17 protein-coding genes are annotated in these 19934 nt (G+C 33.3%); 10 read left to right on the forward strand and 7 right to left on the reverse strand.

Annotated elements, in window-relative coordinates; genetic code table 11:
• The 3 genes from AA089_RS09630 to AA089_RS09640 all read left to right on the forward strand — a co-directional run bounded on the left by AA089_RS09630 (position 1) and on the right by AA089_RS09640 (position 6270).
• Positions 1-762, forward strand: a complete 762-nt coding sequence (locus AA089_RS09630; protein WP_046756731.1) for a LytR/AlgR family response regulator transcription factor — start codon at positions 1-3, stop codon at positions 760-762.
• 92 nt (positions 763-854) lie between these two features.
• Positions 855-3440 carry a DUF7619 domain-containing protein gene (locus AA089_RS09635; protein WP_046756732.1) on the forward strand — a complete coding sequence of 862 codons (2586 nt, stop codon included), beginning with the start codon at positions 855-857 and terminating at the stop codon, positions 3438-3440.
• A gap of 178 nt (positions 3441-3618) precedes the next feature.
• On the forward strand, positions 3619-6270 hold the full coding sequence (locus AA089_RS09640; RefSeq protein ID WP_053002309.1) for a DUF7619 domain-containing protein: 2652 nt from the start codon (positions 3619-3621) through the stop codon (positions 6268-6270).
• Positions 6271-6402: 132 nt separating this feature from the next.
• Here the strand turns inward: AA089_RS09640 and AA089_RS09645 are convergent, their stop codons facing one another.
• Entirely contained in the window at positions 6403-7071 is a 669-nt protein-coding gene (locus AA089_RS09645; RefSeq protein ID WP_046756733.1) for a DNA alkylation repair protein, read from the reverse strand.
• 183 nt (positions 7072-7254) lie between these two features.
• Here AA089_RS09645 and AA089_RS09650 point away from each other — a divergent pair, with 183 nt between their 5' ends.
• Positions 7255-8058 carry a hypothetical protein gene (locus AA089_RS09650; protein WP_241479988.1) on the forward strand — a complete coding sequence of 268 codons (804 nt, stop codon included), beginning with the start codon at positions 7255-7257 and terminating at the stop codon, positions 8056-8058.
• Positions 8059-8149: 91 nt separating this feature from the next.
• On the opposite strand, the gene ggt is transcribed toward AA089_RS09650, so the two are convergent.
• Together ggt and AA089_RS09660 are read right to left on the reverse strand one after the other, a co-directional pair.
• Positions 8150-9850: a gamma-glutamyltransferase gene (ggt, locus tag AA089_RS09655; RefSeq protein ID WP_046756735.1), complete on the reverse strand. Its 1701-nt coding sequence runs from the start codon at positions 9848-9850 to the stop codon at positions 8150-8152.
• 10 nt (positions 9851-9860) lie between these two features.
• Entirely contained in the window at positions 9861-10445 is a 585-nt protein-coding gene (locus AA089_RS09660) for an acyl carrier protein phosphodiesterase (RefSeq protein ID WP_046756736.1), read from the reverse strand.
• A gap of 61 nt (positions 10446-10506) precedes the next feature.
• Here AA089_RS09660 and AA089_RS09665 point away from each other — a divergent pair, with 61 nt between their 5' ends.
• Both AA089_RS09665 and glmM read left to right on the forward strand, forming a co-directional pair.
• Positions 10507-11565 (forward strand): acyltransferase family protein, encoded by a 1059-nt coding sequence (locus AA089_RS09665; protein WP_046756737.1) that lies wholly within the window; start codon positions 10507-10509, stop codon positions 11563-11565.
• Positions 11566-11572: 7 nt separating this feature from the next.
• On the forward strand, positions 11573-12961 hold the full coding sequence (gene glmM, locus AA089_RS09670; RefSeq protein WP_046756738.1) for a phosphoglucosamine mutase: 1389 nt from the start codon (positions 11573-11575) through the stop codon (positions 12959-12961).
• Positions 12962-13026: 65 nt separating this feature from the next.
• Here the strand turns inward: glmM and AA089_RS09675 are convergent, their stop codons facing one another.
• Genes AA089_RS09675 through AA089_RS09685 form a run of 3 tightly spaced genes read right to left on the reverse strand, consistent with a single transcriptional unit; the run spans position 13027 to position 15479 of the window.
• A complete protein-coding gene (locus tag AA089_RS09675; protein WP_046756739.1) occupies positions 13027-14298 on the reverse strand; it encodes a hypothetical protein in 1272 nt (423 codons plus the stop codon).
• A gap of 6 nt (positions 14299-14304) precedes the next feature.
• On the reverse strand, positions 14305-15318 hold the full coding sequence (locus AA089_RS09680; RefSeq protein WP_046756740.1) for an App1 family protein: 1014 nt from the start codon (positions 15316-15318) through the stop codon (positions 14305-14307).
• Between the two features lie 8 nt (positions 15319-15326).
• Positions 15327-15479, reverse strand: a complete 153-nt coding sequence (locus tag AA089_RS09685; protein ID WP_046756741.1) for a YqaE/Pmp3 family membrane protein — start codon at positions 15477-15479, stop codon at positions 15327-15329.
• A gap of 225 nt (positions 15480-15704) precedes the next feature.
• On the opposite strand from AA089_RS09685, the gene AA089_RS24225 reads away from it, so the two are divergent.
• Positions 15705-16175, forward strand: coding sequence for a hypothetical protein (locus tag AA089_RS24225; RefSeq protein WP_053002311.1), 471 nt, complete (start codon positions 15705-15707; stop codon positions 16173-16175).
• On the opposite strand, the gene AA089_RS09695 is transcribed toward AA089_RS24225, so the two are convergent.
• The gene (locus tag AA089_RS09695) at positions 16176-17072 is read right to left on the reverse strand and encodes a lysophospholipid acyltransferase family protein (RefSeq protein WP_046756742.1); all 897 of its coding nucleotides are present in this window, start codon (positions 17070-17072) and stop codon (positions 16176-16178) included. It lies immediately after the preceding gene.
• 56 nt (positions 17073-17128) lie between these two features.
• Here AA089_RS09695 and AA089_RS09700 point away from each other — a divergent pair, with 56 nt between their 5' ends.
• From AA089_RS09700 to AA089_RS09710, 3 genes are read left to right on the forward strand one after another with little or no spacing between them, the layout of a single operon-like run.
• Positions 17129-17779, forward strand: coding sequence for a rhomboid family intramembrane serine protease (locus AA089_RS09700; RefSeq protein WP_046756743.1), 651 nt, complete (start codon positions 17129-17131; stop codon positions 17777-17779).
• A 13-nt stretch (positions 17780-17792) separates the two neighbouring features.
• Positions 17793-18947, forward strand: coding sequence for an alginate O-acetyltransferase AlgX-related protein (locus AA089_RS09705; RefSeq protein WP_046756744.1), 1155 nt, complete (start codon positions 17793-17795; stop codon positions 18945-18947).
• Between the two features lie 13 nt (positions 18948-18960).
• Positions 18961-19896 (forward strand): tetratricopeptide repeat protein, encoded by a 936-nt coding sequence (locus AA089_RS09710; protein WP_046756745.1) that lies wholly within the window; start codon positions 18961-18963, stop codon positions 19894-19896.
• Positions 19897-19934: the final 38 nt, after the last annotated feature.

Raw genomic sequence — 19934 nt, forward strand, 5'->3', positions numbered from 1 at the left:
ATGATAACAGCAATAATAATAGACGACGATATCAATTTGCGGAATGGAATGAAAGGATTACTAAAGCTTTATGCGCAAGAAATTCATATCATTGGAGAAGCTGATAGTGTAAAAAGTGGTGTTGCAGAAATGCTGATCAAAAATCCGCAAGTTGTTTTTCTTGACATTCAACTTACTGACGGCACAGGTTTCGATATTTTAGAGCACATTTCTAAAACCGAAGGAAAAGTAAATGCCAATGTCGTATTTATTACGGCTCATGAAAAATATGCCATCAAAGCGTTTCGTTTCTCAGCGTTAGATTTTTTACTAAAACCCGTAGATCCTGACGAATTACAAGAAGTCATCACAAAAATAAAAAACAACTTAGAAAGTAAACAGAGCTTTTCAAACATTGACTTATTGCTAGAAAATATTAGCAAAAAAGTTGATACGTTCAAACGAATTGCATTGTCTACTTCGGATGGAATTCATTTGTATGAAATAGGAAACATTATTCGCTGCGAAAGTCAAGATAATTATACCAAATTTCACATCAAAGATCAACCACCTGTATTAATCTCAAAAACACTCAAAGAATACGATGAGTTGTTAAGTGAGCACGGTTTTGAACGGATTCATCAAAGTCACCTAATCAACATTGCGTACCTAAAAGCATACATACGAAGTGATGGCGGTTATGTAGTCATGCAAGATGGTTCGAACTTGCCAATATCGCAACGTAAAAAAGAACGTTTAAAAGAAATACTAAACACCATCTAATCGAATTCTAATTCAAACTAGCTAAATTCTAATTTACCATTAAAATATTGAAGCTGTTGCATTAAATTTATACGTATAAAACCGAATTAATCATGAAACATATACTATTCCTCTTTTCCTTTCTAATCTGTTCGCTGGCAAGTGCACAAATTATAAATTTTCCTGATGCTAACTTTAAGAACGCGCTAACTAGTACTACTTGTGTTGCATTTGAGTATGACTTTCCAAGCGCCATTGATGCTGATACTAATAACGATGGTGAGATAGATTTAAGTGAAGCACAATCCGTACGACATTTAAGAATTAATGGAGGAGGAATAATAGATTTGTCAGGGATTGAAAACTTTACAAATTTATTGTCAATTAGTTTTACTAATAATCCGATTACATCAATTGATTTAAGTTCAAATTTAAACCTAACAGAGATTTATTGTGTAGGCAATTCTCAGCTTACTGCTTTAACATTAGGGAATAACTTAAATTTAGTTGAATTGAATTGCAAATCAAATCAATTACTGAACTTAGATGTTAGTAATAACTCTAATCTAGAAACTTTTATTTGCAGGGGAAATCAACTAACAACTTTAGATGTTTCGTTGAACACGAATCTAAGTATTCTTGATTTTGGAAATAATTTGATAGATAATATCGATTTAAGTACGAATGTAAATCTTAGAAGATTAGAACTTGTTAGTTTAAATACGCTGCTTACTTCTATTGATTTAAGTGCCAACACCAATTTAGTTTATTTTTCTTGTAGTAGTAGTTCAATTACAACGCTTGACCTCAGTAATAATGTAAACTTAAAAACATTATTATTTTCTAATACACAAATACCATCAGTAAATTTAGCTCAAGTCCCATTATTAGAAAATTTGTTCTGTGCTAACAGTCAAATCAGTTCCTTAGATCTGTCAAACAATCCAAATTTAAATAATTTAGACGTTGAGAACCTTCAGCTTACACAATTAGATGTGACCAATAATACTTTGTTAGATTACTTGAACGCTAGAAATAATCAAATATCTAGTTTAGATTTAAGTCAGAATGTAGCGCTTGTAGATTTGTTTTTAGACACTAATAACCTTGTATCTCTTGATTTAAGTAATAATCCAAATATAGATTTATTTGAAGTAACCAATAATCCTCAATTGACTTTTATTAATGCAAAGAATGGTAATAATATTGATATGACTCAAGTTAGTCTTACTTTAAGCCCTGGATTTGATAATCTTCAAGCTATATGTGTTGATGATATAAACTCTAATTTGTGGACAACGTATGCTAATTCACCTTCAAATCCTGTAATTACTGAATACTGTTCTTTTACGCCAGGAGGCGATTACAACACCATTACAGGAAATATCACTTTTGATAATGATACTAATGGTTGCGATGCAAATGATGCTAATTTTCCGTTTGTACGAATCAATATAGATGATGGAACAGACACAGGAGCTACCTACACGAATACCGATGGAGAATATACGTTTTACACACAAGATGGAAACTTTACCATAACACCATCACTTGAAAATCCTTCATTTTTTACTGTAACACCAATTGATGCAACGATTAACTTTCCAAATAACAACAATAATATTCAAATAGAAGATTTTTGTATCACTGCAAATGGTATTCATAATGATGTAGAAATTGTAATTGCACCAATTTTCCCAGCACGTCCTGGATTTGATGCACAATATTTGCTAACCTATAAAAACAAAGGAAATCAAACACTCTCAGGAAATTTAAGTTTTCAGTATGATGATACTGTTTTAGACTTGGTAACAAGTTCACAAACGACAACATCACAAACAGTTGGACAATTAACATGGGATTATACAAATTTAATGCCTTTTGAAAGCAGAAGTATCTATGTGACACTTAGCGTGAATGCTCCAACTGATACGCCAGCCGTTAATATAGATGACCAACTCGTTTTTACAGCTACTGTAACTCCAATTGCTGGTGACGATTTACCAAATGATAATAATTTTACATATACCGAAACAGTTATTGGAGCCTACGATCCCAATAATATCATATGTGTTGAAGGCGATGTAGTTGATCCAAGTGAAATAGGGAGCTTTTTACACTACGTTGTTAATTTTGAAAACACGGGAAATGCACCCGCAGAAAATGTAGTCATTGAAATAGAAATTGATCCAATGCAATATGATATCAATGAACTATATCTATTAAGTAGTTCACATAATGCGCAAGTTTCCATTGCGGGGAATATTGTAAAAATCATCTTTCAATCTATATTTTTAGCGTCTGGCGGACACGGAAATATATTATTAAAAATTCCAACACAATTAAGTTTACAACCACAAGATTTTGTATCTAAAACTGCAGATATATTCTTTGATTACAATTTCCCAATCGAAACCAACAATGCAGAAACAACGTTTGCAACGCTTAGCAATCCAGAATTTGACGTAGATAGCAGTATCAAAATGTATCCAAATCCAACAAAAGATAACATCTATATTACGGCAAACAATCTTATCAAAAGTATAGAAATCTATGATCTACAAGGACGATTATTGTCTCAGGAATATTATCACGCGAACAATATAAACGTAAACATTTCAGAAAAAGCAGTAGGCGTGTATTTTGTGAAAATAAAAACAGTAAAAGGAAGTTCAACTCAAAAAATTGTCAAAATGTAACAACTACTTCTCGCGGGAAAAGTTAAAAAGATCAATTTATCGAATTGATCTTTTTTAGCTTTTAAGTGATAATCACATTGAAACTTTTCAAATTCTAAGTCAAACTAGCTAAATTCTAATTTACCCATAAAAAACTGAAGTTGATACATTAAATTTATATGTGTAAACCGAATATATCATGAAACAAAAAATGCTATTCTTTTTCTTATTCATAAGTTCACTAACCAATGCACAAATCATAAACTTTCCTGATTTTAGTTTTAAAGTCACACTTGCATATACCAATTGTGTAGCTTCTAGTTATGAAACTTCAGCAACCACAAACGTTGATATCAATAATGATGGAGAAATAGACATTAGTGAAGCTGAAGCCGTAGAACATTTGGTTATAACTGGCGGCGGATCATCAATTTCAGATTTAACAGGTATTGAAAACTTCATAAACTTAAAATCAATTAGAATATCATACACATTAGTTTCGTCTATTGATTTAAGTTCAATCGTTGCTTTAGAAGAGATTCGCTTTGAAAATAATGCGCAACTGCTAAATTTTACGTTCGGCAGCAATGCTAATTTACGTAGATTCGATTGTAACTCAAATCAACTACTTTCAACAATAGATTTGAGTGTGTACGTAGGTTTAACAGCAGTTTATTGTACAAATAATCCGCAACTAACAAATATAATTTTAGGGAATCAAACTAATTTGGTCGAATTGAACTGTAAATCAAATCAACTTCAGCAGTTAGATATCAGTAATATTCCCAATCTGGAAAACCTTATTTGCTCGGAAAATCAACTAGTTAATTTAAATATTTCACAAAATATAAACTTGAAAGAACTTGATTTTGGAGATAATTTAATAAATGCTATAGACCTGAATGCAAATACCAATTTGACTCGATTAACTTGTAGCAATAGCTCCATTACTACACTTGATTTGGCGACTAATATAAACTTAACTTATTTAGATTGTAGCAATACACAAATAGCATCATTAGACGTAAGTGGCAATTCATTACTTGAACGGCTAACGTGTTCTGATACCCAAATGACTGCTGTAGATGTATCAAACAATCTAAATTTAGAATATTTAAATTGTGAAAATTTGCAGCTACAACAATTAGATGTATCTAATAATACACAACTTGGAGATTTGGTAGCTAATAACACACAATTATCAAGTATAGATTTAAGTAATAATGGCAGACTTGCGGTACTTTATATCAACAATAATAATCTTACTTCCATCGATCTAAGCAATAATCGTTTGAGTTTTTTTGATGTAAGATACAATCCTCAATTAACGTATATCAATGCTAAAAATGGTATAAATCAAGCTTTAGTTGTGTATTCGCTTAACGACAATGCTGGATTAGATAATCTTCAAGCCATATGTGTTGATAATCCCAATTACGGTTTATGGACAACTTATATGAATCTACCTTCAAGTCCTGTAATTACGGAATACTGTTCCTTTACACCTGGAGGCGATTACAACACCATTTCAGGAGACATTACTTTTGATAGTGATACTAATGGTTGCGATGCAAATGATGCTAATTTTCCGTTTGTGAGAATCAATATAGATGATGGAACAGACACAGGAGCCACCTACACAAATACCGATGGCGAGTATAGGTTTTACACACAAGAAGGCGACTTTACAATTACACCTTCGTTAGAAAATCCTTCATTTTTCAATGTGACGCCAAATACTGCAACGATCAATTTTCCTGACAACAATAATAACATGCATACAGAAGATTTCTGTATTACGGCAAATGGCATCCATAATGATGTGGAAATCGTGATTGCACCAATATTTCCAGCACGTCCAGGATTTGATGCGCAGTACATAATAACCTATAAAAACAAAGGAAATCAAACACTATCTGGAAACCTAAGTTTTCAATATGATGATACCGTTTTAGACTTGGTAACAAGTTCACAAACGACAACATCACAAACAGTTGGACAATTAACATGGGATTATACAAATTTAATGCCTTTTGAAAGTAGAAGTATCTATGTGACACTAAGCGTAAATGCTTCAACTGATACGCCAGCCGTGAATATTGGCGATGCACTCAACTTTACAGCAACGGTAAGTCCAATTGTTGGAGATGATTTGCCAAATGATAACGTATTTAACTTCAATCAAACGGTAATAGATGCGTTTGATCCGAACAATATTATATGTATAGAAGGCGATGTAGTTGCTCCAAGTGAAATAGGAAACTTTTTACACTATGTAGTCAACTTTGAAAATACTGGAAACCTAATTGCTGAAAACATAGTGATAGAAATAGAAATCGATCCTACGCAATACGATCTAAATGCTTTATATCTGCTAAGTAGTTCTCACAATGTTGAGGTTTCGATTACTGGAAACATTGTAAAAATCATTTTCCAGTCAATATTTCTTGAATCTGGTGGACATGGAAATATTTTACTAAAAATTCCAACACAATTAAGTTTACAACCACAAGATTTTGTGGAAATAACAGCAAATATTTTCTTTGATTACAATTTCCCAATCGAAACCAACAATGCAGAAACAACGTTTGCAACGCTTAGCAATCCAGAATTTGGCGTAGATAGCAGTATCGAAATGTATCCAAATCCAACAAAAGATAACCTCTATATTACGGCAAACAATCTTATCAAAAGTATTGAACTCTATGATCTACAAGGACGAATCATACAACAAGAAAATTTCAATGCAAAACAAGTAAATGTTGATATGGCGAACCAAGCTCGTGGAATCTATTTTATCAAAATAAGTACTGAAAACGGTGTGAGTACAGAAAAAATTATAAAAATTTAGGTGTGAGTATTAGTGTACTTTAGTTGAGTATTAAAAAGGCTAGCAGAAATGTTAGTCTTTTTTGTGTTTAAAAATCTCCGTTTGGCACAAATTTTAAAAACACCCAAAAACCCAAGACCAAAACCCAACACCTCAAATCAATCTCCGAATCGCTTCACGCTTGCTCAATTCTTTCAATTGTGTAGATTTTACAAAGTGTAAAACGGCTTCAGGCTGTACTTTTCCATATTCTCGCAATGCCCAACCAATCGCTTTCTGAATGAAAAATTCGTCTGAATCTTTATGCAACGTACATTGTTTGAATAATTCGGCTTCGTCAGTTTCGTTTTTATAACTCAATTGATACAAAATCGCAGATCGATTCAACCACATGTTCTCACTTTCCGAATAAAAATCCAGCATTTTTCGTTTCTGTTCAGGAAATTGCAGCAAATATTTTCCAAAAACGTGTTTCGCTAAAAAATCAACAGTATCCCACCAAGAATGTGTCGTAATCAAACCTGTGAAAAAACGTCCGTCTTTCAAATCATACTTCTTATTTAAAAACTTTTGATACAATTCCATCGCGGTATAATGATATTCACGTTGAGGTAAATTGTACAATTGTGTCACAACTTCCCGAATGTGTTCTTGAAGAAACGGCTTATATGCAGCAACTAATTCTTTGGTCAATTGCTTTCGAACTGGCGCTTTAATTCCATGAAACACAAACAAATTCCGCATATATGCTTCCATCTGTTGTTGGTTGTCAACATTGGCATTGGCTTTAAAAGTTTCTTGTAATTTATGTACGAATTCCATCAATATAAATTTTTACTGTAACAATACAAAATTTGGTTCGTCTTCTTTTCAGACCAAACCAAAACTTTAATCCTCAAATTAGAAAAGATTATGCTAAAAAACATTCTAAATGTCCTTAAATACTTACTAATCTACTATTTGTCTGTAAAAATGATATGTTTTGCGATTCCAAAAATCCTTTTCATGCAATTTAGAATTCCTAATTACAGCTCCTACATATATCTAGCGGAAATGTCTAAATATCAGCATATGTGGTCATTTTTTGGAAGGTCAGAAAATTACAATATTTTTATTGGAATATCTGAGTTTTTAATTGGAACGCTTGTTTTATTTAAAAGAACCCGACTCATAGCATTACTAATTTCCTTAGGTGTTTGTTTAAATATTTTAGTCTTAAATATTGAGTTCGAAATTATTTTTGCAACTTCACACATTATCGTAGATTTTATAATAACGTTGATCTTATTGATTGGTTATAGAAAAGATTTATATCAATTTTTTATCAAACTAGGTGGTAAATTAGATAATACATCGATAAAACCAACGCGTAAATTCGCTAAAATATTTCCTGTTGTATTTCTTTTGGTTTTGTCTGTAGGTTATTTTTCTTTTTCATTATACATCAAATCTTTTTACATAGGCGACCCGAACGTTATTGGTGCTTATGAAATAAAACAAATTCAATTAAACGATTCTACTTTTACGCCCAAAATAGGGAAACTTGGCAAACTTCCTATGCTGTTTGTAGAAAATAACAATCAAATTGTTCTATCTGTTGATGATACACTGTACATGGGAGCGTATTTGGTAGAAAAAGGAAATATTAAACTTGGTTTTGAAAGCACTACAAAATTTGGCTTACAAACACTCAATGGCACATTGAATTCAAAAGGGTTAACAGGCGAAATAAATGATAAAAGTTTGATAGATATTTCTTTAGAAAGAATTGATGGTAGAAAAAACTACATCAATGATTTGTATAAATAATTAAAAATATGAGTTCTACAAAAACAATTTAAAATATAGCATTTAACATGTATAACTCCCAAAACCCAAGCGACCTAAAACCCAAGACCAATCAGAAACCAACAGCTTTATCATCGCCTCTAGGATCTGCGCCACCTTCTAATTTTCCATCAGGAAGCACTAAAATTCCTTCCACCTTTCCAATGACGATACTTTCGCTTACATCAATAAAATAACCAAGTTGCGTTAATTCATTTCGAATGGTTTCGCTAAATCCGTCAGGTTCCATCTTTACAGTATCAGGCAACCATTGATGATGAAATCGTGGCTGATTGATCGCTTCTTGCATGCCCATATCATATTCATGAACATTCAAAATAGTTTGTAAAACCGACGTAATTATTGTGGATCCGCCAGGTGTTCCAACCACCATAAACAACTTGCCATTTTTTTCTACAATCGTTGGTGTCATAGAGCTCAACATCCGTTTTTGCGGCTCAATTTTATTCGCTTCAGCGCCAATAAGTCCAAACATATTGGGTTCGCCAGGTTTCGAACTAAAATCGTCCATTTCGTTGTTTAGAAAGAAACCCAATTCTTCACAATACAGTTTTGAACCATACGCTCCATTAATCGTAGTTGTCACCGAAACCGCATTTCCAAACGGATCTACAATAGAGTAGTGCGTAGTTTCATCACTTTCGGTAAACGCAATAACTCCATGCGAAACATCAGAAGAAGGTGTGGCTTTTTTAAATGAAAAAGTTGACATGCGTTCGTTAATATATGTTTCACTAAGGAGCGTTTCTGTTGGAATTGACACAAAATCTGGATCGCCCAAAAAGTAGTTGCGATCGGCATATGCACGACGTTCCGCTTCAGTAATGACTTGAATTGACTGTACGGTATTGTGTCCTAAACTATCCAAATGAAACGGTTCAATTGCTTTCATAATTTGTTGCAAGCAAAATCCACCACTCGAAGGTGGCGCCATCGAAATCACACGTAAATCATCATACGAAAATGTGATTGGTTTGCGCCATCGTACTTGGTAATTCTTCAAATCTTTTTTGGTCATAATTCCGCCAGATTTTTGCATAAATTCTACCAGCTTATATCCAGTTTCTCCATCATAAAACTCGTCGCGTCCATTTTTTTGAATGCGTTCTAGTGTTTTTGCCAATTGCAAACGCTTAATTGTATCATTTGCCTTCCATTCTTTAGCAAAAAGCGAACTGTCGCCATTGACTTCAATAATGAAATCACGATACTTTTTAAGTCTAAGTTCTTGTTTTTCAGTGACAATAACACCTTTTTTTGCCAAAGCAATTACGGGCGCTAAAATATCTTTCATGGGCAATTTTCCATATTTTTCATGCGAAGCGTATATGCCAGCAATATTTCCAGGAATTCCTACGGCCATTGCGCCAAGCGTACTTTTTCCCTTAATAACTTCATCATTTTCATCCAAATACATTTTCTCAGTTGCCAATAAAGGAGCTTTTTCTCTAAAATCTAAGGTACCAATTTCACCATTATCCAAGCGATAAACCATAAATCCGCCACCGCCCAGACTTCCTGCATACGGATAAGCAACCGCTAACGCCATTTCAATTCCAGCCATGGCATCAAAAGCATTTCCACCTTTTTGAAGAATCAAATTGCCAATTTCAGAAACTTCTTCACGAGCCGAAACGACCATTGCATTTTCAGAAACAACTCCAATAACATTGGCTTCAGGTTGTTGTGTTTGCTCTTTTTTACAAGAAATACATAAGAGCAGAAAGGAGCTTATTAAGAGTAGTTTTTTCATGAAAAGATAGTTAAAGTTCTTTTAGTTTTTGTTTAGAAAATTCGATTAATTCGTCGAAAAAAGATGTGAATTCGGCTTCAAATTCATCATAAAACTCTTGAAGCTCTACAACTGCCAAATTCATTTTAGAACGATTTTGAGTTCTTCTATTCATACCTTCCAACACTTTTGTAATTCCTTCAATAGAAGCATAACTAACCAACCAATTATCGTGAATCATGTATGGAAGCATGCGTTGTACATTCTGCGGAAGCATTTCAAAATTATCTTCTAATAAATTATAAAAGTCATTGGCGAAAGTTTCAAGTGGAATAGTGGAGTATTTTTCCCAATTTTTAGCCAAAAAATGATCGTATAGAATATCTACAATAACACCGCTATAATGACTGTAATTTTTATGCAGACGTTTGGTACTTTGACGCACTGTAGGATGCGCATCTGTAAATGTGTCTATGTGTCTGTGCAACAAAATTCCACGTTGAATTTGAAGTGGATATTCTTTATACTTTTTCCCACGAATGCTGTCGGCTATAAAATTTCCAATTGTAATTTCATCATTATTATGAGAAAGGTAAATATGTGCTAAGAAGTTCATTTGTTAAATTTAATAAGAATATTTTTCTAAGAATATTATATTTGTAAAAAAAACATCCTTGATGCTTCCCAATTTAAATCCTTTGCGTTTTCTATTAGCGCTTCTTGTGATGGTTTTTCATATTCCAGAATTTTTCAGAAATCGAGAATTGCCATATTTTAATGATGGTGCTATTTTTCATAGAGGTTTAGAAGCTGTATATGTTTTTTTTGTATTAAGTGGATTTTTAATTATTCGCTTGCTGTACAAAGAAGTAGTTAACAAAGGGAAAATTGACATTAAAAACTTTTACATGCGGCGTATTTTACGAATTTACCCGCTGTATTTTGTGATTATGATCACAGGATTTTTATACTACAATGTAGTGTTGGATCTTGTTGGAATTCCGTATGAGAACGATTATAATATTGTAAATGCTATCTTGTTATTTACGTTTTTCATGCCCAATGTTGGAACCGTTTTATATCATCCTGGTGGCGTACTTGAAATATTATGGTCCATTGGACTAGAAGAACAATTTTATTTACTAACTCCGCCAATATTACTGTTTTTACGCAAGCAATTTTTTATAAAATTCTTACTCTTTTTTACGATTGTTTACTTTGCGTTATTTGCAAGTGATATATTTCCGTTTTTAAAACGATTCGATTTTCTGTTTTTCTATTTTTCAGCAGGCGGTTTGTTTGCCATACTTCACGAACGATATAATTTGGGTAATGCAATACATAAATACTTGAAAATTGGTATTCTAGCACTTTTTATACTTTACTTTTGCACAGATATCATCAAAGGAATTAATATAAATTTATACCACTTTATAAGCATGGTATTATTTAGTTTTGTAATATTGACCCTAAGTTACAAACCTGTGATTACGATACGAAATGCTTCGTTGAATTATTTAGGAAAAATATCATACGGAATATATATGTATCATCCTTTAGTGATGCAATTGGTAGGATTGTTATTGCTTAAATTAGTAGCCAAAATTGACATGCCAGCCATTGTAATTGTGCTACTTTCGTATGGACTTGTGTTTGGAGTAACATTGATAGTATCGCATTTTTCATATGTGTACTTTGAAAAACCATTTTTAAAACTAAAAAATAAATTTAGATAAGATAATTATGACTTTAATCAAATCAATTTCAGGAATTCGTGGAACGATCGGAGGAAATGTTGGCGACAATTTAACGCCAATTGATGCAGTAAAATTTGCAAGTGCTTACGGAACTTGGTTGAAAAAAGAATATAACAAATCAAAACTTACTGTAGTTATTGGAAGAGATGCCAGAATTTCTGGAGCTATGATTCAAAGTTTAGTAGTCAATACCTTAGTTGGTTTAGGAATTGATGTCATTGATCTTGGATTATCAACAACACCAACGGTAGAAGTTGCCGTTCCTTTAGAAAAAGCGGATGGCGGAATTATTTTAACGGCAAGTCACAATCCAAAACAATGGAATGCATTAAAACTCTTGAATCATAAAGGAGAATTCCTAAATGGAGCTGATGGAGCGCAAATTTTAGAAATTGCCGAAAGTGACGATTTCGATTTTGCCGAAGTAGACGATTTAGGAACCGTAACACCAAATGATACGTACATTACCAAACATATTGAAGAAGTACTAAATCTTCCACTTGTTGATGCAGAAGTAATCAAAAAAGCCAATTTTAAAGTGGTTGTTGATGGTGTAAATTCTACTGGAGGAATTGCCATTCCGCAACTATTACGCGCATTAAATGTTGATGTAGTGGAATTGTACTGCGAACCAAACGGACATTTTCCACACAATCCTGAACCATTAAAAGAACATTTAACGGACATTTCGGAATTGGTTGTCAAAGAAAAGGCAGATTTCGGAGTTGTGGTTGATCCAGATGTGGATCGTTTGGCATTTATATGTGATGACGGCGAAATGTTTGGCGAAGAATATACATTAGTTGCGTGCGCAGATTACGTGTTAGGAAAGGTAAAAGGAAATACAGTGTCTAACTTATCGTCTTCTAGAGCATTGCGTGATGTAACTGAAAAACACGGCGGAACGTACCAAGCAAGTGCGGTAGGAGAAGTAAATGTTGTCATAAAAATGAAAGAAACCAATGCGGTTATTGGTGGAGAAGGGAATGGCGGAATCATTTATCCAGATTCACATTACGGACGTGATTCACTTGTAGGAGTCGCTTTGTTTTTAACACATTTGGCTGAAAAGAAAATGACAGTTCGTGAATTACGCGATAGTTACCCAAGTTACTTTATGAGTAAAAATAAAATTCAATTGACACCTGAATTGGATGTTGATGGAATTTTAAAAGCAATGGAAGAGAAGTATGCAAGTGAAAATGTAACTACAATTGATGGTGTAAAGATTGACTTTGCTGAAAACTGGGTACACTTACGTAAATCGAATACGGAACCAATTATCAGAATCTATACAGAAGCAAAATCACAACAAGAAGCGGACGACTTGGCTCAGAAAATTATGAAAGAAATTGCTGCTATCGCAAATCTGTAAATCATTTTATAATATTATATATTACGAAAGCTGTCCAAATGGATGGCTTTCTTTATATAAAACAGTTAACATTCAAAGCATTTCAGTTTGTTAGCGTTTACATCTTCGCGTTCGCTACCTTTTAGTGGTTCTTGCAATAATGGTTTTGCATCCAATATACGTTTAAATTCTTTAGCCAAATCAACCAATTGATCGCGTCGAGCTTTGATTTTATCAGCTATATCATTGGCATATAGAGCATACAATTCTTCATTCCAATAACGAAGTGCATCTTCAATAACGTCATCTGTTAAGTGAGTTTGTATATAATTGGCCTGTCCAGTAAAGATTTCTTCTGAAGTATTGTGTAAAAAATACACATCAAAATCATAGATAAGTCCTTCCATGTATTCAATATCATTTTGAAAAGGACGTAACTCTTCAATGACGTTTTCATTAGTTAAAATACTAGGAATCAATCCACTTGTATTAAAAAAAGCATTGTCACGATCTCCAGGAATTGGATAAGCCGTGTAAAGTGAATCATTTTTTGAAATGGCCCAGCCCCATTGTTTGGCATGTCGATCCCAATCGCCAATAACCAAATCAAATAACCGAGCTCTTACCAAACTTGCTTTATCGATCTTCAAACGGTTTTTCAACTCCATTTTTAGCTCTTGCAATTTTTCAGTATCTACCAGTTTGGTAGCATTTTCATAGCTTGTCCAATTGGCATCACCTTCAGTTTCATATTCTAATAAGTACAAGCGATTGCCATACTTTTCATTGTAGGAAGCTAAGGTTTTTTGTTTGGGTAAAAATATAGGTTTTGGATGTGTATGCGGAATTTTCACATTGTCAGAAAGTCTTGCAACTACTGGCGCTGCATATGGATGTTGAGAGGAAATTCCATCGATGATGATATTTTCTAAGTTTAATATTCTGGCAAATTCAGGTACTAATTTTTCTGGACTCTTGTTGATGCTTCTCAGTGTGTATTCAATGCCGTTTTTTTTGCTTCTAATACGCAATGAATGTGTTTGTTTCCCGCCACCTTCTTTTAAAATTTCAACTCCACCAAAAAGTGTATCTAAAAATACAATTGGCAGTTTTACTTTTGCCGTCCATGCTTCGCGATAATTATCTCCTTGCAAAAGCGATTTTAATAAATCAGATTCGTACAACGAACTTGCACTAACCAACACGGTATCATGTTTTTTAAAATTTGTATCATTCAGATCCTTAATATTGTGAATTGTACAAGTCTCAAAAGTATTATCAGCACTTGCTAATCGCATATAAATGACGGCGATCAAAATGACAAGTACAATACTAAGAATTTGAAGTGATTTTTTCATGAAGCGTTAGGATATCAGTTGCTGTTTTTTTGCATGTACCATGGCTTCATCGGTGTGTTCAATTAAGATTACATTGATATCTGTATTTGCTTCTACAAGTGCTTTTACGTGTTGCATTTTTCGTTCATTCTGCACTGTACGGATGTAAATTGTATGCACTCTGTTGGGAAACTGTCGCGCAATTTCAACATATATTTCATGATCTAAATCTACGGCATCACCGATCAAAATGAACGGCATATCGGGATACGTGTTCAGAATATGCGAAATTTTCACAAACTTATTTCTTTCTAAAAAGCTTTCTTTTTTCTTGTTTTCAAAGCCAATATCACGCAGTAAAAGTGTTCCTTTTGGAAAATCGTGAAATTTTAAAAAATCGACCAAATATTCGTGTAAATTCCACGGACTGTTTGAAAGATAAAAAAATGGATTTTCTCGTTTTCCGTCGCCACCTTTGTGTAGTTTGGTATAAAACTCATGCGAACCTTGCAATGGTATTCTATTGTTGCTGTGTTTAAAAAACGAATTTACCACTACTTTCCATTTCAATGTAGATGAAAGCCCAGTATCAATAACCGTATCGTCCATGTCTGAAATAATTCCGAACGAAGCTTTCGCACTTGGAAACATGATAGCGTCTTCTACGGTATGTGTAACTTTTCCATCTAAAATAAGCTCGTATTTAATTGGAATCCACTCCGTTTCATCAAGAGATGCGCGCGCTGTATTGTGCGGCGCATCGATGTAAATATACCCTTCATTATCAGATACTAAGTTGTATGTAATATCTTGAATGGTCACTTTTACATGCGCATCTTCTATTTCATCACTTTCAAATCGTTTGTAAGAATTATAAAAATTTTTGATGAAACTATCTTCCTGCGAATGTGTAATGCCTTCATCTTCCAGAACACGCGCTTGGGCATGAATTGTTTTATCATTTGCATAACCACCAAAAGGCATTACTATTACAGGATCTTCATCGTCAATGAGACGTGAAATGAATCGGAAAAGCGGCATATTGTATATTATTTGTTTACGATAAATGCATGTATAACGCCTGGTAACCAAGCTAATAACGTTAATAAAATACTAACTAACAAAGTTGTACTCAATCCGTGTTTGATAGCAACAGCTACAGGTGGAAAAATAATGTTTAAAATAATGATTAAAATTGACATAATATTTGTTTTTATGGTTAAGTGTAAAATTAAGTATGTGAAATTTTTTAACTTGACGGTATCACTTGAATGATTGACTCAAATGCACATAATTGAATCACGGAAGTACAATTACTTTCAATATCTTTGTTAAAATGGGAGTTGCGAATTATTTTAATACTATTAAAGTGTAACAATACTTTGCATTGCGCTACCTATTTTACAATACATACAACTTATTGCATTATGGAAACCACTTATACAATTTGGAAAGAAAAGACAATTCGCAGTTTAGACGACAAAACAGCTTCATTCTCTGAAACGTTACATAAAAAAGTAGAAACGGATTATTTGAAACGTTTGTTAGAAAAAATGGCAACTCATGCCGCATCTCCAGAAGATTTACGAGATTTTCAACAGCAAATGGACGCACTTGTAGCAGCAATTCCGTCAATAACAGGTTTTCAAGATAAAAAACTACGACGTGATTTTATCAAAAAGAAAGCAAAAATTAAGAATACAGCGACTTCAAAGCACAAACTTGTGAATAAAGGTTATTATATAGGTATTTGGATTGCTTTAGGAGTAGCACTTGGAATGCCATGGGGCGTAGCTTTTGGAAATGTAGCATTGGGTTTACCAATTGGGATAGCAATAGGTGTTGCCGTTGGTAGTTCACTAGATGCAAAAGCAGCAAAAGAAGGCAGAGTTCTTTAATTATTGTTGATATTCTGGCGGCACTTTATCGCGGTGTTTCCAACGTTTGTGAACCCAATAATAATATTCTGGTGCTTCATATAATTGTTTTTCTAACTCTCTATAGAACAATTCTGTAGGTTCGTTTTCAGGATAATTTTCAATTCCTTCAGGCGTTAGCGGAATAAATGTTCCTTGGTAATGTCCGCGCTTTACTTTTTCAATCTTAAAATAAATAAACGGCATATTTACTTTACGTGCTAAAATTTCAGAACCATTAAAACACGGAACTGTAATGTTCATAAACTTTGTCCAATAATAATGCGGCAACGGCTTTGGCGATTGATCACTTACCATATAATAAATTGCCAATTTATTAATCTCTTGATTCTTTCGAATCGTTTTAAACGTTTCTTTTGTTGTAATTAAGGTAGAATTTCGCTTCTCGCGGATGTCACGCACTAACTTATCAAAATACTTGTTTGTGAGTCGTTTATAAATGCCGTAACCGTGAAGTGAAACATACTCTTTTACAATATTCATCCATTCCCAATTGGCATAATGTCCAGAAATCAAAATAATGCTCTGTCCTTGTTTTTCATACTCGTTTAACACTTCAATATTCGGGAATGTAAAACGCTTGCGTAACTGCGCATCGGTAATTGTGAGCGATTTTATCATTTCCAGAAACATATCACACAAATGATGATAAAACTTCTTTTCAATTTTTAAACGCTCGGCATCGCTCTTTTCAGGAAAAGTCAATTGTAAGTTTTCTCGAACTACTTTTTTTCTGTATCCTATTACATAATACACAAGAAGGTAGCAAAAGTCAGAAAACAAGTAAAGCAAACGAAACGGTAAAATAGAAATCAACCAAAGAATTGGATATATAATAATGAACGCGATAAGCTGCATATGTGTGCTAAATTTTGACAAATATAGCTATATTTGACACTTAATAAAGGCTATTTATGATGAATTTAGAATTGGTAACCATTGTAATTATTATTGCAAACGTGTTGGTATCCATCAAAGGATTTGACGATTACGAATTTCGAAACAAATATATTTACAATATTGGCGCAATCCAAAACGGACAGCATTACCGAATGATTACCTCAGGATTTCTACATGCCAATCCACCACATTTGTTCTTTAACATGCTTACGTTGTACTTTTTTGCAGATATTGTAATCATGAATTTTGGGCAATTTAACTTTGTCTTAATTTACATGGCAAGCTTGCTCTTGGGAAGCTTGTTATCTTTCTTTTTTCATCAAAATAACTACGCGTATACAGCTTTAGGTGCCAGTGGCGCTGTGACGGGAATTCTTTATGCGGCGATCTTGTTATACCCAAATATGGAGTTGTATTTAATGTTTATACCAATTCCGATAAAAGCATGGATCTTTGGAATTTTATACTTGGTATTTTCAATCTATGGAATGAAAAAACAACTTGGCAATATAGGTCATGATGCACATTTTGGTGGCGCTATTGCAGGATTTGTCATCACATTGGCGCTTCGGAGTAGTATTATACAAACAGACACATTTATCGTAATTGCGCTGGCATTGCCAATTATTGCGTTGTTTGTAATGATCAAAACGGGGAAAATTTAAACATCAGAAACGCATGAAGAACTTCTTACATACGCTAAAAAAGTATTCCATCATCTTTGTCATAACGTTGATTTTACTCGAAATCGGTTCATATATTGTATTGCGAGTGACTTCATCATCCAGTTCAACAACTACGGAAAATACTTCTTCGTATACACATATTCCGTTAACAATTTACAAACAACAAAACGATGAAGGCGTCATACAACCTATACAAACGGCTGTTGTTCCTGTAAAAGAAAACTACGAATCGCGTTGGGCTTATCGTGAATTTAACGTATCTGTTAAAACAAATGCGAAAGGTTTGCGTGAAAATGAAACACTAGAAAATCATGAAGTTGATATTGCTTTCTTTGGTGACTCATTTACATTTGGTCATGGTGTAGAAGTTGATGAACGCTACTCTAACATACTGGCAGCTTCAGATTCATTACAAAAATATAAAGTTGCAAATTATGCTTACCTAAGTGGTTTTCAACCAGAACATTATGAATTTTTCATTCGAAACAATAAAGATTTACAAGCAAAACATGTTGTCGTTGGAATGTATATTGGGAACGATTTAGCTTCGGATATTCAAGAAACAAACTATGATAGAACCACTAATAATTTGGAAATTCCGATGCGAATGATTTCGGAAGAAGGTTCAATTTATAACGCTCCAAAACTGTATATTTTTCCGATAAATAAATTGATTAAATACAGTTATTTTACAAAATTAGTTGTAAAAATGATCAATAGATCGCATTACAGAGCGGTGTTGTTTGAAAATCTGTTGCCAAATGTTCCAAACAGTATTGCGTTAGAAACGGGACAGGAAAGTATTGAAAACAATAGAGGAATTATTGCGTTGCAAGAACTTGACAACATGATTTCGAAACGTGGCGGAAAACTAACGGTATTGCTAATTCCACAGAATTATTTCTTCTCTAAGAAAAATCCGCACATTCATCCTGAATTAAAAGATAAAATTCAAGAAGTCATTAAAGGCGATAATGTCTACAAAGCCATTCAAACAGAACTTACGAAACGCAATATAGATTTCTTTGATCCGATGCCTGTATTGAGTGAATCATCTTATTTTGATGAAGATGCACATTGGAACAAAAAGGGACACAAAGAAGTAGGAGAGGCGTTGGCAAATCATATTGAGAAACTGCAAAAATAATTATAAAATAACGATGTTTAAAAGATTATTTGGAAAGAAAAAAATAGTGGAAGACAAAGCGTTTACTTCAGATTTTGATGATGCGCTTAAGCGATATTTTGGAGTTCCGACTGGAAGAATTGAATACGAATTTAAAGATAAAAAAGGCAACGTTATTCCACCTTCATACGCTTTTGAAGGCGCTTACAATGAGTGGAAAACCATTCAATCTATTTGGGATAGACGAAGTGTTATTTTTTCAGCAGTTGATGAAATTTACTTACATGAAATGTCAAATGCTCAAATAATAAATAGGTTTGTAATAGATCGATATCCTGAAAAAGCTTTGTCATTTAGCGATTCATATGCTGTTGATGCCGATTTTGAAAATGTCGATTTTTTAGCCTCTTTGGCAAAGTGTCATTTTTTTCTAAGTAATTACGAGGAAAGCATTTCATTGGCAAAAAAAGCGTTGGAAATAGAAAATGATCACAAATATGCACAAATTGCGTTGGCTGATTCATTACATCTTACAAGTAAGCATGATGAAGCTCATGAAATATACGAAGACATTCTCAAAAATAGCAAGCTAAAAGAATGGGATAAAGAGGAGATCAATAGTATAGAAATCATTGATTTTAACAACGACATACTTAATTCTTCTGTATATGCGGTTGGTTTACTGTCAAATGATCTTACAGATGAAGCTACTTGGGAAAAAGCTGCTGAAGAATTTTATCATTGTCCATACTTTAGAAGTCAACATGCTTTTTGGTTGTTAAAAAATGACCAAAGTTTAAGAGGAATGGCGAAATTAATGTCTTGTACACAAGAATTTCCATGGTTTAAAGATGCAATTATAAATGCAAAAAGTGGAATACTACAATTTAGAGAACAAATGGGAACCAATGATTTATGGGAAGACGAACTAAAATATCTATCTGAAATCATTGAAAAAAATAATTGGTAAACTCAACTTTTAAGAGAATTCTGTCATCTCATTTTAAA

Source organism: Kordia jejudonensis (genome assembly GCF_001005315.1).
Lineage (GTDB): Bacteria > Bacteroidota > Bacteroidia > Flavobacteriales > Flavobacteriaceae > Kordia > Kordia jejudonensis.